This is a genomic window from Erythrobacter sp. KY5 (assembly GCF_003264115.1).
Taxonomy (GTDB): Bacteria; Pseudomonadota; Alphaproteobacteria; order Sphingomonadales; family Sphingomonadaceae; genus Erythrobacter.
On the sequence record NZ_CP021912.1, the window covers coordinates 1552996 to 1576047 of the forward strand.

22 protein-coding genes are annotated in these 23052 nt (G+C 61.6%); 10 read left to right on the forward strand and 12 right to left on the reverse strand.

What is annotated here, in order from left to right; translation table 11 throughout:
• Positions 1–2 precede the first annotated feature (2 nt).
• Complete coding sequence (locus CD351_RS07330; protein ID WP_111991985.1) at positions 3–1400, reverse strand: protein adenylyltransferase SelO family protein; 1398 nt, start codon at positions 1398–1400, stop codon at positions 3–5.
• Positions 1401–1480: 80 nt separating this feature from the next.
• On the opposite strand from CD351_RS07330, the gene CD351_RS07335 reads away from it, so the two are divergent.
• The 5 genes from CD351_RS07335 (at position 1481) to CD351_RS07355 (ending at position 7305) form a co-directional block, all read left to right on the forward strand.
• Positions 1481–2344: an alpha/beta fold hydrolase gene (locus tag CD351_RS07335; protein ID WP_111991986.1), complete on the forward strand. Its 864-nt coding sequence runs from the start codon at positions 1481–1483 to the stop codon at positions 2342–2344.
• An 8-nt stretch (positions 2345–2352) separates the two neighbouring features.
• Positions 2353–3492, forward strand: a complete 1140-nt coding sequence (locus CD351_RS07340; RefSeq protein WP_111991987.1) for a glycosyltransferase family 4 protein — start codon at positions 2353–2355, stop codon at positions 3490–3492.
• 115 nt (positions 3493–3607) lie between these two features.
• Positions 3608–4378 (forward strand): tetratricopeptide repeat protein, encoded by a 771-nt coding sequence (locus CD351_RS07345; protein WP_111991988.1) that lies wholly within the window; start codon positions 3608–3610, stop codon positions 4376–4378.
• 61 nt (positions 4379–4439) lie between these two features.
• Positions 4440–5768: a PQQ-binding-like beta-propeller repeat protein gene (locus CD351_RS07350; RefSeq protein WP_369880809.1), complete on the forward strand. Its 1329-nt coding sequence runs from the start codon at positions 4440–4442 to the stop codon at positions 5766–5768.
• A 130-nt stretch (positions 5769–5898) separates the two neighbouring features.
• Positions 5899–7305, forward strand: coding sequence for an isoprenylcysteine carboxylmethyltransferase family protein (locus tag CD351_RS07355; protein ID WP_111991989.1), 1407 nt, complete (start codon positions 5899–5901; stop codon positions 7303–7305).
• A gap of 7 nt (positions 7306–7312) precedes the next feature.
• Here the strand turns inward: CD351_RS07355 and CD351_RS07360 are convergent, their stop codons facing one another.
• The 5 genes from CD351_RS07360 to CD351_RS07380 all read right to left on the reverse strand — a co-directional run bounded on the left by CD351_RS07360 (position 7313) and on the right by CD351_RS07380 (position 11746).
• Entirely contained in the window at positions 7313–7612 is a 300-nt protein-coding gene (locus CD351_RS07360) for a putative quinol monooxygenase (RefSeq protein WP_111991990.1), read from the reverse strand.
• Positions 7613–7701: 89 nt separating this feature from the next.
• Positions 7702–9012 (reverse strand): hemopexin repeat-containing protein, encoded by a 1311-nt coding sequence (locus CD351_RS07365; RefSeq protein ID WP_111991991.1) that lies wholly within the window; start codon positions 9010–9012, stop codon positions 7702–7704.
• Positions 9013–9184: 172 nt separating this feature from the next.
• A complete protein-coding gene (locus CD351_RS07370; RefSeq protein WP_111991992.1) occupies positions 9185–9487 on the reverse strand; it encodes a putative quinol monooxygenase in 303 nt (100 codons plus the stop codon).
• 44 nt (positions 9488–9531) lie between these two features.
• Positions 9532–10902, reverse strand: coding sequence for a glutamate--cysteine ligase (locus tag CD351_RS07375; RefSeq protein ID WP_111991993.1), 1371 nt, complete (start codon positions 10900–10902; stop codon positions 9532–9534).
• Positions 10903–10984: 82 nt separating this feature from the next.
• Positions 10985–11746, reverse strand: a complete 762-nt coding sequence (locus CD351_RS07380; RefSeq protein ID WP_111991994.1) for a 16S rRNA (uracil(1498)-N(3))-methyltransferase — start codon at positions 11744–11746, stop codon at positions 10985–10987.
• A 40-nt stretch (positions 11747–11786) separates the two neighbouring features.
• Here CD351_RS07380 and CD351_RS07385 point away from each other — a divergent pair, with 40 nt between their 5' ends.
• Both CD351_RS07385 and ubiA read left to right on the forward strand, forming a co-directional pair.
• Entirely contained in the window at positions 11787–12191 is a 405-nt protein-coding gene (locus tag CD351_RS07385) for a hypothetical protein (RefSeq protein ID WP_111991995.1), read from the forward strand.
• The gene (gene ubiA / locus CD351_RS07390; protein ID WP_111991996.1) at positions 12188–13096 is read left to right on the forward strand and encodes a 4-hydroxybenzoate octaprenyltransferase; all 909 of its coding nucleotides are present in this window, start codon (positions 12188–12190) and stop codon (positions 13094–13096) included. The genes CD351_RS07385 and ubiA overlap by 4 nt, the downstream gene beginning before the upstream one ends.
• An 80-nt stretch (positions 13097–13176) precedes the next feature.
• Here ubiA and CD351_RS07395 read toward each other — a convergent pair whose 3' ends face one another.
• Entirely contained in the window at positions 13177–13581 is a 405-nt protein-coding gene (locus CD351_RS07395; protein WP_174214254.1) for a VOC family protein, read from the reverse strand.
• 130 nt (positions 13582–13711) lie between these two features.
• Here CD351_RS07395 and soxR point away from each other — a divergent pair, with 130 nt between their 5' ends.
• A complete protein-coding gene (gene soxR, locus CD351_RS07400; RefSeq protein WP_111991998.1) occupies positions 13712–14167 on the forward strand; it encodes a redox-sensitive transcriptional activator SoxR in 456 nt (151 codons plus the stop codon).
• On the opposite strand, the gene CD351_RS07405 is transcribed toward soxR, so the two are convergent.
• The 4 genes from CD351_RS07405 to CD351_RS07420 all read right to left on the reverse strand — a co-directional run bounded on the left by CD351_RS07405 (position 14164) and on the right by CD351_RS07420 (position 19741).
• Complete coding sequence (locus CD351_RS07405; protein WP_111993652.1) at positions 14164–14706, reverse strand: histidine phosphatase family protein; 543 nt, start codon at positions 14704–14706, stop codon at positions 14164–14166. The genes soxR and CD351_RS07405 overlap by 4 nt on opposite strands.
• Before the next feature lie 192 nt (positions 14707–14898).
• The gene (locus CD351_RS07410; RefSeq protein ID WP_111991999.1) at positions 14899–15762 is read right to left on the reverse strand and encodes a sterol desaturase family protein; all 864 of its coding nucleotides are present in this window, start codon (positions 15760–15762) and stop codon (positions 14899–14901) included.
• 110 nt (positions 15763–15872) lie between these two features.
• Positions 15873–16955, reverse strand: a complete 1083-nt coding sequence (locus tag CD351_RS07415) for a helix-turn-helix domain-containing protein (RefSeq protein ID WP_111992000.1) — start codon at positions 16953–16955, stop codon at positions 15873–15875.
• Positions 16952–19741: an ATP-dependent DNA helicase gene (locus CD351_RS07420; protein WP_111992001.1), complete on the reverse strand. Its 2790-nt coding sequence runs from the start codon at positions 19739–19741 to the stop codon at positions 16952–16954. Before CD351_RS07420 ends, CD351_RS07415 begins: the two co-directional genes overlap by 4 nt.
• A 78-nt stretch (positions 19742–19819) precedes the next feature.
• Between CD351_RS07420 and CD351_RS07425 the strand changes: the two genes are divergently transcribed.
• Both CD351_RS07425 and CD351_RS07435 read left to right on the forward strand, forming a co-directional pair.
• On the forward strand, positions 19820–20263 hold the full coding sequence (locus tag CD351_RS07425) for a nuclear transport factor 2 family protein (protein ID WP_111992002.1): 444 nt from the start codon (positions 19820–19822) through the stop codon (positions 20261–20263).
• 308 nt (positions 20264–20571) lie between these two features.
• Positions 20572–22182, forward strand: a complete 1611-nt coding sequence (locus tag CD351_RS07435) for a lysine--tRNA ligase (RefSeq protein ID WP_111992004.1) — start codon at positions 20572–20574, stop codon at positions 22180–22182.
• Positions 22183–22323: 141 nt separating this feature from the next.
• Here CD351_RS07435 and CD351_RS07440 read toward each other — a convergent pair whose 3' ends face one another.
• On the reverse strand, positions 22324–22992 hold the full coding sequence (locus CD351_RS07440) for a 2OG-Fe(II) oxygenase (protein WP_111992005.1): 669 nt from the start codon (positions 22990–22992) through the stop codon (positions 22324–22326).
• Positions 22993–23052 lie beyond the last annotated feature (60 nt).

The window sequence follows — 23052 nt, forward strand, 5'->3', positions numbered from 1 at the left end:
CGCTAGGCATGTCCGGAGGGAGTGGGAGCAGGGCCATGCGCCTCTCCCATCCGACGCAGCGCCGACACTTTGTCCATGAGCGGGCTCCAGTCGTCGCGCTCATCGATAGCGGACCAGATGGATTCGACCTCGTCGATGACCATGCTTTGCGGTGCCTCGTCGGACCAGTATTCGTGCGTGTCCTCGACCGCTTCGTAATCGGACAGCGCATCGCTCAGTTCGCCATCCGCTCCGCGTCCGCCGCGATGATTGAAGAAAAAGGCGTCGGGCTGCGCCTCGCTGTCGCGCATGGCCTTTTCGCACGCGGCCACCAGCTGTGAATCGGCTTCGGGGCCGCGAGACTGCACACCCAGCCGCCACGTCCAGCGCCGCGCAACCGCTTCCATGTAAAGCGGACCAAACCGCTCCATTGCTGCGACCAGCGGCTCTGAGTCGGCAAGCAACCGCAAGGCCACCGCAAACTGGCCAGCATTCCAGTGCAGCGCTTCTGGCTGGCGGCCAAAAGCATAAAGGCCAGCATGATCGAAATAGGCGGCGGTAAAGCCCGGCTCCCACTTCGGAAGCCAGCGCCACGGGCCGTAATCAAAGCTTTCGCCGGTGATGTTCATGTTATCGGTGTTGAGCACGCCGTGAACGAAGCCTGCGACCATGTAGCTTGCGGCGAGGTCGGCCATTCGCTCCACCACATGATGCATCAGGCGTACCGCTGGCTGTTCGCGTCCCGGTGCGTCCTGTGGCGCAGGCGGGCCGGGGAAATGCTCAAGACAGTAATCGACCAGCGCTTCCATGTGGTCTTTTTCTTCATGGGCCAGCAGACGCTGGAATGTGCCGATGCGGATGTGCGAATGCGACAGCCGCACCATCACGGCAGAGCGCGTGGGTGAGGGCTCGTCACTGCGCATCAATTGCTCGCCCGTTTCGATGACTGAAAACGTCCGGCTCGTGTTTACGCCAAGCGCTTCGAGCATTTCTGTTGCAAGTATTTCGCGCACGGCCCCTTTCAATGTCAGCCGTCCATCGCCTGCCCTTGAGTAAGGGGTCGTCCCTGACCCTTTGGTGCCGAGGTCCATCAGCCGACCGTCGCCGTCGCGCATCTGCGCAAACAGGAACCCGCGGCCATCTCCGATTTCGGGATTGTAAACGCGGAACTGATGACCGTGATATTTGAGCGCGAGCGGCTGGGGCAGGTTGCCGTCCAGCGGTTCGAAACGTCCGAAGTGGCGCGCCCAATCCTCATCGCTCAGGCTCGCAAGGCCCACGCTTGCCGCCGCGCGATCGTTGCGAAATCGCACCTCAGTCTGCGGGAAATCGGCGGCCTCGACCGGCGAGGCGAGCCAGTCGGACAGGGATTGAATTGCAGGATCGGGGCGGTAGATGGCTGCTTGCGGTTCATCGCTCATGTAGCGATAGTGGGGACAAGCGAGCGAGGGCGCAAGCGCTCTGACGCTCACACAGATTCACCGGAGATTCTCGCCACATCATGGCCAATCCATACGAAGACAAGAGCTGGACCAGTGCGGACGGCCTGTCGCTCCATTATCGCGACTATGCAGGCCCGGATGGTTATGACGGCCCACCGGTCGTCTGCCTTCACGGCCTTACCCGCAATGCGCGCGATTTTTCGCGGCTGGCCGAACATCTCAGCGCATCGCGCCGTGTCATCGTGCCAGAAATGCGCGGACGCGGGCAGAGCGATTACGCGCCTGATCCCTCGACCTATCACGGCGGCCAGTATGCCGATGATGTCAAACGGCTGCTCGACGAGGTTGGCATCGACCGATTTATTTCGGTCGGCACGTCGATGGGAGGTCTCATCACCATGATCTTCGCCGCGGCCAATCCGGGGCGTCTCGCGGCGGTGGTGATGAACGATATCGGTCCCGAGATAAATTCTGCCGGGATTGAGCGGATCAATGGCTATGTCGGGCAAGGGCGCAGCTATCCCACCTGGGTTCATGCCGCACGTTCCTTGTGCGAAGTGCACAGCGCGGCTTTCCCCGAATTCGGCCTCGACCAATGGCTTGAAATGGCAAAGCGCACTCTGGTGGTGAGCCAGAACGGACGCATCAGTTACGATTATGACATGGCGATCGCAGAGCCTTTCAAGAAAGCCGACAACGCGGCGCCGCCAAATCTGTGGCTCGCATTCGAAGCACTGCGCGGGGTGCCGATGCTGCTGGTCCGCGGCGAATTGTCCGACCTCCTGACGCCGGAGACGGTCAAGCAGATGGCGGCGCGCAATCCGGCCATGACCAGCGTCACCGTGCCGCAGGTGGGCCACGCGCCAACACTCGATGAGCCTAAGGCGCGCGCGGCGATCGACGCGCTGCTGGCGCAGGTCTGAGCCGCAGCATGGTCACGAAGAAAAGCGCGCCGCGCATCCTGCATTGCCATTCGACCTTTGCTGCGGGCGGCAAGGAACTGCGTGCGGTCAAGCTGATGAACGCGTTCGGCAAATCGCTCGATCATACGATCATTTCGGGCGAGCCGGATGAGAAGGGCGCGCGCTCGCTCATCAACAGGACCGTCGCGGCCCATTTCCCGACCCGTTTCCCCTCGCTCAAGGGCTGGCCGACACCCGGCAGGCTGGTCGCGATTGCCAAGGCGATCAGCGACTATGACCTTGTCCTCACCTACAATTTCGGCGCGATGGATGTGGTCATGGCGCACACGGTCTTTGCCGAGGCTCTTGGCCTGCCGCCGCTCATTCATCACGAGGATGGTTTCAACGAGGACGAGGCGAAGGAGCTCAAGGCGCGCCGCAACTGGTATCGCCGGATCGCCACCGGTCGCACTCACAGTCTTGTCGTGCCGAGCCGCACGCTTGAGAAGATCGCCATCGAGACGTGGAAACAGCCGCCCGCGCGTGTTCAGCGCATCCCCAATGGGATCGACACAAAGGCCTTCGCGAAACGTCCCAAGCCGGGCGCATTGCGCGTGGTAAAACGTGAAGGCGAGCGTTGGATCGGAACGCTGGCGGGCCTTCGCCCGGTAAAGCAGCTCGATCAGTTGGTAAAAGCCTGCGCCAACTTGCCGGAAAACTGGCATCTTGTGATCCTGGGAGACGGGCCGGAAAAGGACGCCATTCGCGCAGCTGCCGACGCGCACGAGATCAGCCACCGTGTCCATCTGCCCGGCGCGGTCGAGGATCCGGCAAAGGTCGTGGGCCTGTTCGACATTTTTGCGCTCTCATCCAAAAGCGAGCAATTCCCCATCTCGGTTGTCGAGGCGATGGCGGCAGGCCTGCCCGTCGCCGCCCCCGATGTGGGCGATGTGAAGACCATCGTTGCTGAGGCAAACCGCCCCTTCATCGCTGCACCGGGCAGCGCCGACGCGCTTGCTGCGATGCTGGACGAACTGGTCGCCAATGAAAGTCTGCGTAAAGAAATCGGCGCGGCCAACAGGGCCAAGGCGCGCGAGCATTATGACGAGGCGCAAATGATCGAGGCCTATCGCTCGCTCTACTGGGGGGCCTTGGGGCGCGATGGCTGAGGGCGAGCGGTAGTTTCCATCCGGTGAGAGCCAGTTTTGAGCCATTGCGCATGGGCGTTGCCCTCCCTAAAAGCGCGCCCGAAGCTAAAAACAGACAAACAAGGATCATCGCCAAGTGGCGCGCACTCCGACCGAAAAGAACAAAGACCAGCCAGGCACCCCGTCGCGCGAGGATGAAATCCTCATGCGGGAAATCGACGAGGCAGTGCGGCAGGACGACACCAAGGAATTCTTCCAGAAGTTCGGCGTGCCCCTCGGCCTCGCGATCTCGCTGTTGCTGGCCGGCATGTTCGGTTTCTACTTCTGGGACGGCCGCAATGAGGCCGCGCTGGAACGGCAGTCCGAACAGATCATCAGTGCGCTCGATTCCGTCGATGCGAACGATTTCGAAGGTGCATCGCAAAAGGTCGATACGCTGATCGACGATGGCTCGATCGGTGCGCGCTCCTCTGCGAAATTCCTTCAGGCGGCCGCGGCACTTGAAGCGGGCAACCGCGCCAAGGCTGTCGAATTGTATGCAAGCATTGCTGCCGACCCGGAAACCCCCGGTCCGCTCCGCAACCTCGCCATTATCCGCGAGGTTTCGACCAATTTCGACGAGCGCGACCCGGCTGACGTGATCGCAAAGCTCAGCGACCTTGCGGTGCCGGGAAATCCGTTCTTCGGCAGCGCTGGCGAACTTACGGCAATCGCCCATCTCGAAGCGGGTAACCGCGACGAAGCGGGCGCTCTTTTCGCCGAAATGGCGAATGATGAGGCCCTCCCTGAAACGCTTCGTTCACGTGCGCGCCAGATGGCTGGTCTATTAGGTGTCGATGCAATTGAAGATGTCGAGCAGCTGCTCGAAGATGAAGGCGTCACTCCGGCTGAAGGGTCCGCTGAATAAGCGTGAAGCCGGTGTGTGCCCGGAACACATGAATGCAAGTTTGGACGAAACGGTGCGAAATATGAAGTATAACAAGCGTTTGAACGGCGCGATCGCGGCTGGCGCGTTGGCTATGGTGCTGACCGGCTGCGGTGGGGATAACAAGACCACGCCGACCATTGGTGAGCGTACGCCAATCCTGTCGCGTATCGAAAGCGGCGCGACCGTCGATCCCGCGCTTGCATCTGTTACCGTCGTTTTGCCGCCTGCGCAGGTGAATTCCGAGTGGGCGCAGGTCGGTGGCTCTGCCAGCAAATCCTACGGCCACCTCGCACTGCCTGAGAATCCGACCAAGGTCTGGACCGCTCGCGTCGCCGGTTCGAGCGACAAGGAGCGGCTTGCCGCAGCCCCGGTGATCGGTGCTGGCAAGCTGTTTGCCGAAGGCACTGACGGCGTCATCCATGCGTTCGACAAGAACACCGGTTCGCGCCTGTGGGATGTCGACGACGAAGAGATGGCCGATGACATGCGTCCGTCGGCCTTTGGCGGCGGCGTCAGCTTTGACAACGGCCGGGTCTATGCGACCAACGGTGCGGGCGATGCCAAGGCTCTGGATGCCCAGACCGGCACTGTGATCTGGAAGACCACGCCGTCCGGCCCGCTGCGCGGTTCGCCGACCATCGCCTTTGGGCAGGTCTACGTGATGACGCAGGACAACCAGATCATTGCGCTCAACTCGGAAAATGGCGAATTGCTGTGGAACGAGTCGGGCTCGTCGGCGCAGTCCGGCGTGTTCGGTGTTGCCGCTCCGGCAGCGGGGCAGGGCACGGTGATCGCAGGTTATTCCTCGGGCGAATTGTCGGCCTATCGTTACGAGAACGGTCGCACGCTGTGGGCTGACGCGCTTGCGCGGACCAATATCTCGACCGTGGTGAGCTCGCTTACCGATATCGACGCCGATCCGATCATCGATTCGGGCCGTGTCTATGCGCTGGGCCAGGGGGGCCGTATGGCCGCGTATGAGCTGGTCACCGGACAGCGTATCTGGGAACTCAACCTCGCTGGCATTTCCACCCCTGCAATCGCGGGCGAGTGGATTTTCACGTTGACCGACGATGCGCGCCTCCTCGCGATCGCACGTTCGACGGGCCGCGTGCGCTGGATCACGCAGCTGGCGCCTTTCCGCAATGTCGAAAAGAAGAAAGACCCGATCTTCTGGACCGGTCCGGTTCTCGCCGGCGGCAACCTGTGGGTGGCAAGTTCGGAAGGCGAAGTGTGGAAGGTGAGCGCTGGCGAAGGCTCGGCGCAGCTGTTTGCCGATATCGATCAAGCAGTCAGCCTGCCTCCGGTCGTCGCAGACAACATGCTCTACATTCTCGACGATTCAGGCACGATCCACGCCTGGCGCTAAGGGTTCGGTCGGCGGGTCTTTAAGGCCCGCCCTCAACCCATTAACCTTTAAGGCGGCCTCGTCCCCTTGCGGCACGCAGGGGTCACGGTGGGCGGACAATTAACCCTTTGGCGCTAAGCGCCTGAGGGTAATGAGCGCAGATTCTCACCCCGCCTCGGCAACGAAGCCGCTGACCCTGCCCAAGAGCGACGTGTCTTCGGGCGTAGGGCTGGCGGGACTGCTTGGCCTTGTGGTGTGGATCCTGTTCTGCCGCACCTTTCCCGTCATTGCGGAAACCGCGGGGCTGGGCGAGGGATATGGCGTTCTTTCCGGCCCCTACGCCGCGCTCACCGCGATGGCTTTTACTGCGGGGCCAATGGCGGTCTGGTCGCTGCTCGTCGACAAGGTGCACCTGCGCCCATCGACCGGCCTTGACTGGTCATTGCGGCGCAGCGTTGAAGAGGTTCTGCCTGTTTCAACGGTCAAGATTATCGGCCTTTGGGCAACCTGGGCGATCATTGCGGCGCTCTATTGCCTGTGCCGATGGTACTGGGATGGCAATTACCTGTTCGCGATGGAAGTGCTCGCAGCGCTGATCGTGCCGATGGTGGTGCTTTCCGTGCCCTACATCATCTGGCTCGATCGTTTCATGACCGATCAGCGCGACAGCACCTGGCATTTCGGAGCCGCCTTGCTGGTCCGCGAAGGCGTCGATCTTGAGCAAGTGAAGAAGCACTGGCGCGCCTGGATCATCAAGGCATTCTTCGGCGCGTTCATGATCTCGATCCTGCCGCCCGGTTTCGCCTATATCGTGGAGGCCAACCCGGCTGCGATCATCGCCAACCCCTTCGAATTCGGGATGCTGCTCATCACGCTGCTCTTCGTGGTCGATGTGCAGATCGGGACGGTCGGCTATCTCTTCACGCTCCGCCCGCTTGACGCGCATATCCGCTCGGGCAACCCGTTTGTCGCTGGCTGGCTTGCAGCGCTCCTGTGCTATCCGCCATTCGTATGGGGGATCATCGGCAATAGCGGCCAGATCCTGAGCTATGAGGGCGCGACAGCGGGCTGGGGGCACTGGATGGCCGGACAACCGGCCTTGCTGTGGGTGTGGGCCGCGTGGCTCATTTTCCTCACGGCGATCTATGCCTGGGCGACGGTCGTGTTCGGCATCCGCTTTTCGAACCTCACCTATCGCGGCGTACTGACCAACGGGCCGTACCGCTTCACGCGCCATCCGGCCTACCTTTCCAAGAACCTGTTCTGGTGGTGCTCGGTCCTGCCATTTCTTGTGACCAACGGTTCGGCGGTGGACGCGATCCGCAACACGTTCTTTCTGCTGGTTGTGAACGCGATCTATTACTGGCGCGCGCGTACAGAAGAGGCGCACCTACTGGCCGAAGACGAGAAGTATCGTCAGTATTACGACTGGATGGAAGCAAACGGCCTGATCACGGCGCCGCTCGCCCGGCTGAAGCGAAGAGCTATCGACCGGTTCAGCGGTCGCAAAGGTTCATCCGCTGAGCCCGAAGCGGCAATTCAGGAGCCAGCCGAGTAGAGGTTGGTCAAAGGTAGAAGCCCTCGTCGGTTTCATGCGCCACGAGGTCGCGTTCGGACACTGCAAGCGCAGATACCTGCGCACGCCATTCCGCAATATGCGCGGTACGAAAATGCGCTTCGAGCGCGGCGCGATCCCGCCATTTCTCGCACACACGCACCAGCCCATTGTCAATCACGTCGAGCGCATAGGCGTATTCGATGCAGCCTTCCTCTCGGCGGCTGGCGGTGATCATCTCTTCCATCACCGGACGCACGACCTCGACCATGCTGGGCGGGATGCGGAAACTCCCGATAATGACGATCACGCAATTCTCCCCCCTGCAGCCCGCCAGGATGCGGGCTGCAGGAAGCTTAAGAGCGAAGCAACTGAAATGCTATCACTTTTGACGCCCGACTAACCGAAGTGGGTGTTGTGCCCGGCCAGATTGTCGGCCTGCCAATGCTCGGCTGTGAAGAAGTGCCCGTTTTTGCTGGCCGGGTCGATCACGACGGCGTTGAAGTTGCCGTAGAGATACGGAAACTGGGTGCCATCGCGCGGGTCGCGCAGGTTCATGAGCGCGCCGGCACTGCCGCCGAAACGGTATGTGCGATAATACGGGCCGTAGAAAAACAGGGCATGCGTACCGTTGGGATGCACGACGGCTGCGTCGATATCTCCTCTGACCCCGCCCCAGCCGGACGAACCGATCGTGCGCACGTCGTCATGATCGACGCGGTCAATCCCCGCGCTGGGGTCAAAGCGCCAGTAGCGGTTGCCTTTGAAGAAATAGATCTTCCCGTTTTTCGGGTGGAGCAGGGCGGCATCGAGATTGGTGGGCACCCCCTGCCATCCATCCTTGCCAATCTTGCGCACATTGGTGTGGTCGACCGCGTTCTTTGCCGGGTCATAGCGCCAATAACGGTCGCCTTTGAAAAAGTAGATCTTGCCGTTGGGATGATTGACAGCCGCGTCCGGGAAGGCGGGCACACCTTTGTAACGACCCGTTGCATTGCCTTTGGGAAGGGGGATCATCGCAGCGGTCTTGGTCCGCACCCGCTCACGATAGACCAGGAATTGTTCGATGTTTTCAGCGCTCTTGTAAGCGCGGTCAGGTTCTGCACCTGCAAACGCAAGTGCGCGATCTTCGCCGTAGACGGTGCTTTTGGACGCGTCTTTCTGGTCCTTTGTACCGAGCCCCCCAATCGCATGGCAAAGCTCATGCGCGATTATGCTGGCGCGGTAATGATCCTGAGACACCTGCAGCGGGCTGTTTTTCTCCCGTTCGAGGTTGAACCATTTCGGGCAAAGATGAAATCTGCGTGGGCGCAAGCTGCCTAGTGTCTGGAACGCGGTGTATCCATCCGCACACCCTCGCGCGCGCCGGCCTGTTGCGGGACGGCAGCGGATATTGAGGCCCTTGTCGATGCGCTGAAATATCTCGTTGAAGCGCAATTCGAGCCGCTGGAGCATCTGTTCGGGATTGTCGTCATCCCAGCCGAACCAGATTGGAAAACTACGCCCGAAGCTATCGTAATAGGCGCGTTTAACCCGGTCCATCCCTTCGCCAACGCCGCCGCCCGCGAGCCTGATCTTGCTCAATTCGTTGCTGGCATCCTTCGCCATGTCGCGGCAGATTTTGATGGCTTTTTCCACCACAGAGCGCGGTGAATTGGTATCAATATGCGCTTCGGCTTGTCGGATGAAAGTAATATTGTGATCGGACATTGCATTTCCCCCATTTGCTTTAAGGAGGTGCACAATTGTCAGCTGCCCAATCTAATTGATTGTATTCAAACGGCAAAATTCTTTAAATAAATCAGTCAGTTTAGCTCGTCGAAACTTATTTTTTCGGCGGAGGGTCTTCGAAATATTGGCTGATGAGACTAAAAGCGACAAATCACATCAAGGGCGAACCGTCATCGGCCTGATGCTTGGCAAGCTCGGTGATCTCGATGTCGAGGTCTTGCAGCGCTTTCTGGAACGCGGCCATGTGCGGGGTCTGGAAGTGGTATGCGAGCGCGGCGTCATCGACCCATTTTTCGACAATCACGAATATCGAGGCGTCGAGGATATCGACTGCGTAGGAATAGCCGAGGCAACCGTCCTCCTCGCGCGACGCTTCGATCATGGCGCGAAAGGCATCGTGCCCTGCGTCAAGGGCGCCATCACCCAGTGTCGCCTCGGCCAGGACTATCAGCATTTTCCCTCTCCCCTTGTTGCCCTCGATAGGAAGGAAAGGGGCGCTCAGAACGAGTATTTGTAAACTCGCGACACGTCCTCGCCCCATTCGCCGTAATAGGCGTCGAGCAGCCTTTGTGCGGGCACTTTACCTGTCGAGACGATTTCGTCGAGCGTTTCGAGATAGCCGGTTTCGTTGTCGCCGCTCGCGTTCAGTTTGCCGCGCGCCGCGAGGCCTGAATGCGCGATCCTGAGCGCTTCACGGCCAAGATCCTGCATCGTGCCGCCACCCGGTATCTTTGCGGCAAGTCCCAGCTTGGGCGCGTCGGTGCGCAAGGTTTCGCGCTCTTCCATCGTCCAGTCCTTGACCAGATCCCACGCGGCATCAAGCGCCCCTTGATCATAGAGCAGGCCGACCCACAGGGCGGGAAGCGCGCAAATGCGGCTCCACGGCCCGCCATCGGCTCCGCGCATTTCGAGGAAGCTTTTGAGACGCACCTCGGGAAAAGCGGTCGAAAGGTGGTCCCACCAATCGCTCGCCGTTGGACGTTCGCCGGGCAGGACCGAGAGCTTGCCGTCCATGAAGTCGCGAAAGGAAAGGCCGGCTGCGTCGATATATTTGCCGTCGCGGAAGACGAAGTACATCGGCACGTCGAGCATGTACTCAGCCCAGCGTTCGTATCCGAAGCCATCTTCGAAGACGAAGGGCAGCATGCCGGTGCGGTGCGGGTCGGTGTCCGACCAGATATGGCTGCGGTAGGAAAGGTATCCGTTCGGCTTGCCCTCGGTAAATGGCGAGTTTGCGAACAGGGCCGTCGCCAACGGTTGCAACGCGAGCCCGACGCGGAACTTCTTCACCATGTCGGCTTCGGATGAATAGTCGAGATTGACCTGGATGGTGCAGGTCCGCAGCATCATGTCGAGACCCAGATTGCCCACCTTGGGCATGTGGTTCATCATGATCTTGTAGCGGCCCTTGGGCATGACCGGCAGCTCTTCACGGGTCTTGTCGGGCCACATGCCAAGGCCGAGATAGCCCACGCCGCAACGCTCACCGATCTTCTTCACCTGCGCCAGATGTCGCCCGGTTTCGTTACACGTTTCGTGCAGGTTTTCGAGCGGTGCACCTGACAGCTCCAGCTGACCTGCGGGTTCAAGGCTTACCGTGCCGTCTGCGCCTTTCATGGCGATGACGTGCCCGTTTTCCTCGATCGGCTCCCAACCGAATTCGCGAAGGCTCATCAGGATATCGCGAATGCCCGCTTCCTCGTCATAGGACGGAGCGTGCTTGTCGCCTGTGTGATACACGAACTTTTCGTGTTCGGTCCCGATGCGCCAGTCCGCTTTCGGTTTTTCCCCTTTCCGCATGGGAGCGGTGAGGTCGTCCATCCCTTCGAGGATCGGCTCGTCGGAGGAGGATGCTTCGCGTGTGCTCATTCAGGCTCTCTTTCGAAAGTTGCCCTAGGAAACGGAATTGACGCTGGAAAGTGTAATTTGCGTTTGATCGCGCAAAGGCATTCTATGGCTCGCCAATGTCGGGCCAGTCGCCCGCCTCGGCCATCCACACCGACAAGGCTGCAATCGCAGCGGTTTCCGCGCGGAGGATACGGGGCCCGAGCGATACAGCGCGCGCTTGTGGATGAGCGCGGATGGCGGCGCGCTCCGCATCGTCGAAGCCGCCTTCGGGACCGATCAGGATGGCGGCTGGTCCTTCGTGAAAACAGAACGCATCGGCTGCATGGTCGCCGCCTTCCTCGTCTGCGAAGAACAGCGCACGATCCTGCGGCCACTGGGCCAGCATCGCGTCGAGTTTCAGAGGCTCTTCAATGTCCGGCAGCGCCGTTCGCGCACATTGCTCGGCGGCTTCGGTCGCGATTGTGCGCGCGCGCTCCATATTGAGCTTGTCCGCGACGCAGCGGCGGGTGATCACCGGCTGAATGCTCGCCGCGCCCAGCTCGGTCGCCTTTTCAAGCACGAGGTCGAAGCGGTCTTTCTTGAGCAGGGCAGGGCACAGCCACAGGTCGGGCACATCTTCGCGAGGTCGCAGATGGTCCGTCACCGTCAAGTCCACGCGGCGCTTTTCCACCTGCCCGACCCGCGCGGCCCATTCGCCGGTTATGTTGTCGCAAAGGATCACCGTATCGCCCGGCGCGACGCGCATGACCTTGCCGAGATAATGCGCCCGGTTTCCATCAAGCGCGAAGATGCGTCCTTCGCCAAGCTCGTCCTCGACGAACAGGCGCGGTGCGGATTTCGGGGGCCAGGCGGGTGTAGCGGGCATGGCTTTGCCCCTAGGCGCGAGCGAGGCTAGGGTGCAAGTCATGACCGCGCGCATTTGCCAATATCTTATCGCCGCTGTGTTCCTGATGCTTGGAGGGTGGGCCTTGTTCGCCCCGTCCAGCGTCATCGAACTGGCGCTGAGCGAACCCTATCGCGAAAACACTTTCGTCACGCGCTTCATGATGGCTTGCTTCGGTGCGCAGGCGGTGATGTTCGGGATCATGGCGCTGGTGGTCAGATGGGGTTCGCGCGCCTTTGCGACCTTCGCTGTCGTCCTTTTGCCGTTCTTCGCGTTCAACTGGTACTTTCATTACGAAGTGCCGGTTCTGACTTCGCTTGGGATGCTCGATTTCGCAGGCAACTTGACCATGTTCATCGCCTGCGTCATCGGCTGGCGAGCCGCAAAGCTCGATGAGCATGACAGCCGGGGAATCAGAAGCCTGTGACAGCCGATATCGTCCCAGACACAGAGCATCGCGGGCTGATCGAGCGTCTGCCGCAATTGCCGCGTGATCTGGCGCAGCTTGCGCGCTTTGACCGTCCCATTGGCTGGTGGTTGCTGCTTTGGCCATGCGTGTTTGGGGTGTGGCTCGCAGGGGCGGGACCGCAATTCGCTTTGATCGGGTGGTTCCTGCTGGGCGCCATCGCGATGCGCGGGGCGGGGTGCGTCTACAACGATATTGTCGATGCGAAGCTGGACGCAAGCGTCGCGCGCACCGCCGCGCGGCCCGTGGCGAGCGGCCGGGTGAGCAAGAAGGTCGCGTGGGGCTGGCTCATTTTCCTGTGCCTGATTGGCCTTCTGGTGCTGCTGCAATTGCGGCTAGAGGCGCAGATTGTTGCTCTCGCAAGCCTTGCTCTGGTCGCGGCCTATCCCTTCATGAAGCGCATCACATGGTGGCCGCAGGCGTGGCTCGGCATGGTGTTCAATTGGGGGCTGCTGGTTGCGTGGACGCAGCTGCGCTTCGACAATTGGGACGCGCTTGCCGCGATTTACGCTGGCTGCATCTGCTGGGTGATCGGTTACGATACGATCTACGCCCTGCAGGACCGCGAGGACGATGCGTTAGTCGGCATCAAGTCGAGCGCGCTTCGCATGGGATCAGGCTTTCGTGGGGGAGTTGCCGCTTTTTATGCCGCGACCATCGGCCTGTGGGGGCTGGGGGTGTGGCTCTATCGCCCGGATGTGTTCGCGCTGCTCACGCTGTTGCCGGTGGCACTCCACCTGACCTGGCAGGTCGCAACGCTCGACCCGGAGGATCCCGCCAATCCGCTTGATCGGTTCCGTTCGAACCGGTGGGCGGGCGCTCTGATGGCGATTGCGTGTTTCATCATCGGGAATGCGGGGGCGTAAGAGAAGCGCGCGCCACAAGCGGATCGCGCTATCGCCGCCCGGGCGCGTCCTGAACATCGGTTCGCGCAGGATCGGCTCGTTCATGATGCAGCTCCTGCATAGCTGACGACTTCGAATTCAATGCCGTCCCAGTCGAAGAAGTAGAACCTCTTGCCCGGTTCATAATCGTCATGCCCGAACGGTTCGAGACCGGCTGCGATAACCACCCGTTCCGCCGCCTCGAGATCGTCGACAAGCAGGCCGACATGGTTGAGCGGCTGGCCCTTGGAATAATGGCGGTCCTTATCGGCGCGCACGTCATCATTGGTGTAGAGCGCCATGTATGTCGCGCCATTGCCGGGCTGGCCGACATGGATCGTGTCGCCCCCCATCTGCGAATGACCGCTCCAGCGGGTTTCCCAGCCGAGCATCTGCCTGAACAGTTCGGCGCTGCGGGCGGGGTTGGTGACGGTAAGGTTGGCGTGTTCGATACTTCCTTTTGGCATGGCAAAGTTCCTTTCGTGCGGGTCGCTCGATTCGAGCGCCTTGGATGGGCACAGCGAATCATCGTCGCCACTGACTCTGCAATCTCAACCTAACTTGAGATCAAGCTATTTCTGCGCTAACCTGAAAACCATGGCAAAAAAGCTCTCTTCGAAAGACCTCGTCCCCATCGGCGAAATGGCACGCCGCACCGGCCTGTCGGTTTCGGCAATCCGGTTTTACGAAGACAAGGGGCTGGTCGAGCCTGTCCGAACCGGCGGGAACCAGCGACGCTTTCTGCGCTCGGACATCAGGCGGCTCAGCTTCATCCTGATTGCGCAGCAGCTTGGCCTGACACTGGGCGAGATCGACGAGGTGATGCGCGGACTGCCCCATGGGCGCACGCCCAATGCGCGCGACTGGCGGGCGATCAGCGCGAAAATTCGCGACCGGATCGACAGCCGCATCCGGGAGCTTGAGCGTACCCGTGACAGGCTCGATGGCTGCATCGGCTGCGGGTGCCTCAGTCTTGAGAAATGTGCGATCTACAATCCTGATGACCGGCTGGGCGAAAAGGGGCCCGGACCGCGACAGGTGCTGGAAGACTAGGCGCCGGGGCCCAGATCCGGATCAATATCGCGGGGCCTCGCGAAGTGAATGAGCTTTGCGCAGCGCGGCTTCAGCTGGGACCAGCTTTCGATATTGCATTCCAGCACGGCAAAGGTCGCCGTCGGGAATTTCACCACGGCTTCGCGGAACAGATCGTTTTCGTGGCTGGGTGAAACAAGGTCGAGCACCACTTCCTGCATTCCGGGATTGTGACCCGATACAAGGATGGAATGGGCTTCGTCCTCGCCCTCTCCGGCATGGGCCTGCGCGACTTCGAGAATGGTGTCGGAGCTCGCCAGATAGAGCCGCTCATCATAGATTGCGGGCATTTCCGGCAGGGCGCCTTTCAGCGTATCGACAACGCGAATGGCCGGACTACCGATCAGGCGATCCCACTGGGTCCCGTGCGCGCGGATATGGTCGCCCATCACGGCAGCGCCCTTGACGCCGCGTTCGTTCAGGCCGCGGTCGAAGTCGCGCTGCGCTCCGTCGCCCCAATCGCTTTTGGCATGTCGGAAAAGGCCAAGTAGTTTCGCCAAGTGCCTAAAATCCCCACCATAGAAGCGGCCCACCGCCGCGGCGCCGCTTTGCACGTTCTACACCATGCCATGCAATCCCCCATGTGAAAATGCGGCAGCCTGTCGTCAGCGCCAATCTGGGGAGAGCGCTGCGATAGGCTGCCGCCCTGGGCAGCCGCGCGAGGAGAGCGGGCTGCCCGTTCAGGAGAAAATTCAGGTGGTGGGAGCCGCCGGACGCTCGCTTTCGCGCGTCCCCCACATGATCACCGGCTTGGCGTTCCGGCGGAAATGCGCGGCATAATCGGGGTGTTCGGTCCCCATCCAGCGATCCCACCACGTGAAGTAGAAACCGTAATTGTAGCGGCCTTCGGAGTGGTGGAGGTCGTGATGCGTCGTGGTGCTGATCCAGCGTGTCAGCCCGTTATCGACCCAGCCGGCAGGGAACAATTCGCTGCCCGCATGGGCCATGACGTTGCGGATGATCATGTGCCACATGAACAGGAACACTGCGAGGCCTGCATAGGCGATGCCAAGCTGGCTCGTGACGAACAGGAACAGCGGCATGTATGCGGCCTCGAACGCGGCTTCCCAGGTGGAAAAGCTGTAGGCGGCCCACGGTGTCGGCGTGCGCGATTTGTGGTGGTGCAGGTGGGTCGCGCGGAACAGGCGCCTGGAATGCATCGCCCGGTGGATCCAATAGAAATAGGCATCGTGGACGAGCACGATCAGCGCAAACTGCCACGCGATCAGCAACAGGCTGGCCGATTCCAGCTTCAGCGTGATCCACCCCATCTCGCGCCCGACCAGCGTTGCCAGCGTCATGAAGGCAAAGACCAGTACGGTGCGGATCGACGAGAAAAACTCGCGCTTGTAATCGCTCCCCGTCGCGCGCCGGTTCTGAATGCGGCGATTGTCGGCCCACACTTTCAGCACGATCAGAAACGCGCTGAGCACTCCGGCGGCGATCAGATAGCGGCTCAAGTCGAAATAGAGGACGTCGGCAAAATGGTTGGCGACCTTCGCCAGCGCATATTCGAGCGACCCTTTTTCAGCCGTTTCAGAAACCGGGATGATCATGCGTCAGATGTCCTTCATGCAAGTGATGCGGACTTTGTTGCCAGACCCGGCGCTCGCAGGCTCGTCGACGCTGGAAAATGTCGGTCATTTTCGGAATCGACCAGCTTTTTTCAGTTCTGAAGTCCCTGTGTAACGCCCGCTTCGTCGGAACCGTTCGCAATCGACAAGCGCCTGAATTCGCTGGGAGTTGTGCCTGTCTGCTCGCGAAATGCGCGGTTGAACGGGGTGAGCGAATTGTACCCCAGGTCCATTGCGATGGTGAGCACGGGCAGGTCGACCGCCTTCTTGTCCGAAAGCCGCTCTTTCGCCTCAGCGATTCGGTGGCGGTTGAGAAAGGCGGAGAAATTGCGATGGCCGAGCCGCTGATTGATCAGCGCGCGAAGGCGATGTTCGGGCGTATCGAGCTGCGCGGCAAGCGCCGGTATCGTGAGGCCCGGTTCGCGATAGGCACCCTGCGCCATGGCGGCCTTGAGCTTTTCGTGAAGCACGCTTTCAGAAGGGGACAGGTCGAGCAAGGGCGCGGTTTCTTCGCCGGGCGCGTCGTCTCGTGTCTCGACAAGCAGCACCGGGTCCGTGCGCAACAGCGCCACTCCGGAAAACAGCATCAGGATCATGATGAGCATCGAATTGATGAGGTTGGCGATCGGCAAGCGACCGTCCAGACCCGAGAACAGCTCGAACAGTTCGAAGATCAGTATCCCGGCAGCCTGAGCCGAAATCAGCGCGGGAAGCCATAAGCGGATGATGCGGCGTTGTTCGACCAGATCGTCCTCACGCTCGAACAGGCCGACACGCACCACGTCTCCGATCAGAGCGAGCAGGGCAAAATGCAGGATCAGAAACCCCGCAGGCCATGTCGAGGGCACAAAATTGCCGATGATCCAGCCCACAAACAGCACAGCGACCGCGCCGTAAAGCATGCGGGGATCGGGCTCGCTCTCGAACAGCCGACGAGCGAAAAGCCAGATCCAGAACGGCGTGCTGATGGAGAAAAGGTCGATCCATGGGTCGAGCGGGCTTTGCGCCATCATCAGCGGCGATGCACTGATGAGATAGAACACCGCGCCAACAATCATGCCGGCGAGCGGCAGCTTGATCTTTGCGCGCACCTCGTTCGACATGGTCAGAGCGAGCAGCAAAAGGCCCGTGCCGATGGTGATGAGCCTCAAGTGGTAATCCACCAGTTCTATCATGTGAGCCTATCTGGAATATTGTCGTCCAGCGCGCCAGTGTTTTGGGCGGTTTCGCTCGGTTCTTCGCCGATAAGTCCCTCGCGCACACGCGCCAACGCCTCGTCGAGCGTGACGCGCCGAACAGCTGTTCCTTCCGGAAACGCCGACAGCAGGCGCGAGGGGAACGCGGAGGACAGGACCACGAAATGCCCGGCATCGTCCTTGTTGCGGATCAGCCGTCCGAAAGCCTGCGCGAGCCGCGCGCGGATAATGCGGTCGTCATACTGGCTGCCGGTCCCGCCGTCCTGCGCATTGGCGGCGCGGCGGGCCTTGTGGAGGATATCGGGGCGCGGCCACGGCACCGCCTCCATCACCACGCAGCGCAGGGACCGGCCCGGCACATCGACACCATCGCGCAGCGCATCGGTGCCAAGCAGGCTCGCGCGCGGATCGTCGCGGAAGATATCGACCAGAGTGCCCGTGTCGATCGGATCGACATGCTGCGCGTAAAGCGGCAGGCCTTCGCGTGCGAGCCGGTCCGCAATGCGGCCATGCACCGCGCGCATCCGCCGGATCGCGGTGAACAGGCCAAGGACGCCTCCGCCCGATGCCTCGATCAGCCGGGCATAGGCTCCCGCAAGGCCGGGGAGGTCACCTTTCTTCACATCGGTTACGATCAGAACCTCGGCGCGACTCGCATAATCGAACGGGCTTTCCGCTGCCGAGAGCGTGGGAGTGCTCTCGATATGGTTTGCACCGGCGCGCCGGATTGCGCTCTCCCACGGATCGCCGCCGGTGCCGATGCGGTCGGTGAGTGTCGCGCTGGTCAGCATCACGCCGTGAGAAGGCTCCAGCACGACCCGCGCAAACGGTTTCATCGGGTCAAGCCAGCGACGATGGATCGCGACGTCAAACTCGCGCGCATCGGAACGGTCGACCGCAAGCCAGTCGACGAATTCGGGGTCCGCAGGACCGCCCAGCCGGTCTAGCAGCGATTCCCACGCAGCCAGCAGATCGACGCGCCATTGCAGGGAGAATCGCGCCCCTTCGATCCGCGCGCGGCCTGCCCCGTCGAGCCAGTCGGGCGGATCGGCAAGGATCGCCTCCAGCCTGCCGCCCAGCCGGATCAGCGGAGTGCGGATCGCGGCGAGAGCCTCGCCCGCCGCGCTTGCCGCTTCGATCACCTCGCCGGGAAGCCCGCTCGCCTCGGTCTCGATCCCGTAGCCTGCCTCCTGCCCGCTCTCATCGCGCGCATAGGTCGCCGTGCGCACCGCGCCGAGCAGGGTTTCGATCGGGCCTGAGGGTTCGTTTTCGATCAGGCGTTGCAGCCAGCCTTCGCCGGGGAAAGCCTGTGCCGCTTCGCACGCCGCCTCGATCGCTTCGCCGCCTTCATCGTCATAGCTGGCCACATCTGCGAGGCGTGCGGAAAGGCCGCGCCTGCGTCCCCGATTCTTGCGCTCCGGTCCGATGATCCAGCGCCGCAGCTCGATTGCCTCCTGCCCTGAAAGCGTCGCGGCGAAGGTGCTGTCGGCGGCTTCGAAGACGTGATGGCCCTCGTCGAAGATGATGCGGGTGGGGCGCTGTGCGTGGTCGCGCCCGCGCGCCGCGTTGACCATCACAAGCGCATGGTTGGCGATGACAAGGTCGGCCTGAGCGCTGTCGCGTCCCGCGCGCTCAATAAAACACTTTCGGTAATGCGGGCACCCGGCATAGACGCACTCGCCGCGCTGGTCGGTCAGCGCCGCGATCCCGCGTTTTCGAAACAGCGTGCCGAGCCAGCCGGGCAGGTCGCCGCCGATCATGTCGCCATCGCGGGTAAAGCTCGCCCAGCGCGCGACCAATTGCGCAAGCACCGCCGGGCGACCCGCAAACCCGCCTTGCAGCGCGTCTTCGAGGTTGAGCAGGCAAAGGTAATTCTCGCGCCCCTTGCGCACAACGACAGGCGGCGTGCCATCGGGGCGTTTCAGCGGCCATGCGCGCCTGCTTTCAGAGCGAAGCTGGCGTTGCAGGTTCTTGGTAAAGGTCGACACCCACACAGTCCCGCCCGATTGCTTGGCCCAGAGCGAGGAAGGCGCAAGATAGCCCAGCGTCTTGCCGATCCCGGTCCCCGCCTGTGCGAGCGCCACATGCGGCAGTTCGCGCCGGTCGCGCGGGGCGAAAATGCGCGAGACCTCGGTTGAGTATTTGCGCTGCCCCTCGCGCTTTTCGGAGCCTTCGCCGGTCAGCGCGTCAAGCTCGCCCAGCACATCGGCCTCGGGCAATTCGACCTGGCGCGGGGGTGCGCGCTCGCCCGTCTCCTCCCATTCAGGCAGTGCGGCGAACAGCCACTTTTCCGCTTTCTCGGGACGCTTGATATGTGGTTTGAGCACCTGCGCCCACGGCCAGCGCAGCCGTTCGAGCGAATGAAGCGAGCTCCACGCGCCGGCGCGTTCGAACCATTCGGGGTCTTCGCAGGCGGCAACCAGCGCCCCTGCCGCTTCGAGCAGGAAGCCGGGCACATGCTGGTCGCTTTCCGGCTCCTCCAACCCCAGCGCCTGTGCAAGCCCCCGCGGCGTCGGCACGCAGAAGCGCGCCGGGTGAACGAACGCGAACAGCTCCAGCACGTCCAGCCCCGAAAGGTCGGGATAGCCCAGCCGGTTTGCCACCAATGGCGCATTCAAGAGCACGACTGGCGTATCGGCCGCGGCCATGATCGCATCGCCTTTAGACACCGCTTCGGTCGCGCCATTGGCAGGGTGCAGCCAGTTGCCACCATGGCTGGCGTGAAGGGCGGGCAAGGGGAGGGGAGCAGGAGACGACACTGACACCCAAGATGGCCCCGCCTAAACCAGTTGTAAACGAATGGCCTCAATAGTTCTGTGACTAGCTATCGAAGGAGACCAATCATGCGCATTGCCCTTGCTCCGCTTGCCTTGCTTGCGATGGGTGCTCCGGCGGCCGCATTGGCTGAAGAACCCGTGCAGAAGGCATCTGAAACGGTCAGTGCAGATGCGCAGCAAGCCGCCAAAATCGCCGCGATTCAGCGCCATGTCGACGCCTATCGTTCAGGCGATCTCGATGCCTTTGTTGCGACATTCGCTCCCGATGCGGTGGTGCGCGCTGATGGTTTTGTCGCCATGGGCCGCGAACAGATCCGCGCTCTTTATGAACTGAACTTCATCCCGGGCGCGCCGCAGCTGAAGGTCCACGAAAGCGGAGTGAAGGGCGAGAACGTCTTTCTCTCGCTTGGCTATGTATTTGAAGGGGGCAGGGAGATGTGCTGCTCATATTCGGAATACGAAATCACGAACGACGGCAAGGTCGCGTTTCTGGAAACCAGCAGCGGATAGGGCGACAGCTGGTCTAGCGGTCCAGTCTCGCGCAGGGCCGCGCTGTCCTACAATCAGGCACTTTGGTATGATCGGCGCGGGCCTTTCGTTGCCCGAACCATGTCGCCTGTTTGAATTGCCGGAACCTGAAAAGTCACACATCCAACACGCCCTTTTCGCTTCAAGCCCGCAGGAAACCGGGCTCCGCGCCGGGCTTGCGGTTTTTCCAAACGGGGCCTTGCGTGGTCCATGTTCCGGCCAGTTTCGGGAACCAAGCGCAAGCCTTCGCGCTTGCAACATGGCTTCGCTTGCTTAAAGGCCGCAAAACTATGACAGACCAAACGCTCATCGAAACCGCACGCAATTCCAAAGCATGGCCCTTTCAGGAGGCTCAGCGCCTCGCAAAACGGCTGCGCGGTGGAAAAGCGAACGGTGAGCCTGTGCTGTTCGAAACAGGTTACGGCCCGTCGGGCCTGCCGCATATCGGCACCTTTCAGGAAGTGCTGCGCACCTCGCTCGTTCGCCGCGCCTATGAGGCGTTGACGGGTGAGCCAACGCGCCTTGTCGCGTTCAGCGATGACATGGACGGTCTTCGCAAGGTGCCCGACAACGTGCCGAACAAGGAGCTGCTCGAAGCCAATCTCGGCAAGCCGCTGTCGCGCATTCCGAACCCGTTCGGCACAAGCCATGAAAGCTTCGCCGCGCACAACAACGCCAAGCTTCGCGAGTTCCTCGACCAGTTCGGCTTCGACTACGAGTTCGTGAGCTCGTCCGACCGCTACAACTCGGGCGCGTTCGACGATGCCTTGCGCGGAGTGCTGCGCAATTTCGATGCGATCATGGACATCATGCTGCCGACGCTGGGGGCAGAGAGGCAGCAGACCTACTCTCCAGTCATGCCCGTCAGCCCGACCACCGGCGCGGTGCTTCAGGTGCCTATCGAGGTGGTCGACGCGGACGCCGGTACGATCCGCTTCACCGATGAAGACGGCAGCATGGTCGAACAAAGCGCGCTCGGCGGCATGGCCAAGTGCCAGTGGAAGGTCGACTGGGCGATGCGCTGGGTCGCGCTTGGCGTCGACTATGAGATGTACGGCAAGGACCTGACTGATAGCGGCGTGCAGTCGGGCAAGATCGCGCGCGTGCTGGGCGGCAACAAGCCCGAAGGCCTGATTTACGAGCTGTTCCTCGATGCCAAGGGCGAGAAGATCAGCAAGTCGAAGGGCAATGGCCTGTCGATCGACGAGTGGCTGCAATATGGAAGCGAGGAGAGCCTCGGCTTCTACATCTTCGCCAATCCCAAGAGCGCAAAGCAATTGCACGCAGGCGTCATCCCCAAGGCGATCGACGATTACTGGCAGTTTCGCGAACGCCTTGCCGAGCAACCGCTCGACAAGCAGCTGGGCAATCCGGTCTGGCATTTGCAACGCGCGAACGAACGGATCGAAGGGCCTGATGCCCCCGGCGCAGGCGATGCTTTGAGCGTGCCTTACAGCCTGTTGCTCAACCTCGTCAGCGTGCTGGGGCTGGAAGCGACGCCTGAGAACCTCGCCGAATACGTGGCGGCCTATACTGGCGAACCGGTTGAGGATCCCGCGCTGCTGGGCCTGATCGATGCGGCGGTGAACTACAACCGCGACTTCGTGGCGCCGACATTGAAGAAGCGCGCTCCGGCAGGGGGCGAAGTGCTGGCTCTGACCGAGCTCGATACGCAGCTTGCGGCAGCTCCCGAGGATGCGGATGCAGAGGTGCTGCAGACGATGGTCTATGAGATCGGCAAGCGCGAGGAGTTCGGTTTCGAATCCTTGCGCGACTGGTTCCGTGCGCTCTACGAAACGCTGCTTGGTTCTGAGCAGGGGCCGCGCATGGGCAGCTTCATCAAGCTCTACGGCATTGCGCCAACGAGGAAGCTGATCGCGGAGGCGTTGGCGCGGGCTTAGTCGCGCGCAAAGGTTAGGTCCCACCAAACGGCGCAAAGCGCCGCAAGGGCGACCGCCCGTCCGCAGCGGGTGCGTAGCGAAGCGGAGCACGTCTAGCGAGGACGAAGCCGTGGATGCGGCTTCGCAACGTCAACCCCTTTCCTACTTCCATTTGCGCGTGCGATACCACTTGGTGATGATGTACTTCGCGCCTTTCACCACAGGGGTGCCGGCGTGCATCGTGTCTTCGTTGGGAGTGCCGTCGGGAAGCGCGTTGTTCCAGATCAGCAGGACGCCGGGCTTGGGCTCGATCTTGATGCCAATGTGCGTGAAGTGGGTTTCGCCGCCTTCTTCAACGTCGTTCAGGAACGCCATCGTTGTCCAGCTGCGCTGACCGCCGCGCTGGCGTTCGTCCTTCCAGTAATTTTCGCTCGTATAGAACCAGTCATTGTGCGGCTTGAATTGCTGGCCAGGAAGATAGCGCTGCCCCTGGATCGCCTCGCCGATCTCTGATGGCAGGCCGAGCAGATCGTCAATGCGCCGCCCGATCCCTTTGACGAAGCTGTCATGGGGATCGAGGTCGCCGGAATAGGAGGTGCGAAAGCCGCTGTCGTAACCGATCTCGTGCAGTGAAGAGGGGCGCGCGGTATCATCGACCATCAGGCAAAGCCGCTCGCATTCGGCGAGGCTCAGGAAGTCTCCGACCGCGTAGAGTTCGGCCATGGGCGTGTCGATCTTGTAGACGCCGGCATCGTTTTCGAGGCGCTCGCGAACCTGTCTGCCTACACGGCGCAGCGCGTCCTGATCGGGGATGGTCTGGGTGCTGGACATTGCGACGTGCTACGCAAAGGTGGGGCAAAAGCAAACCCCCGCCGCTGTGAAGCGACGGGG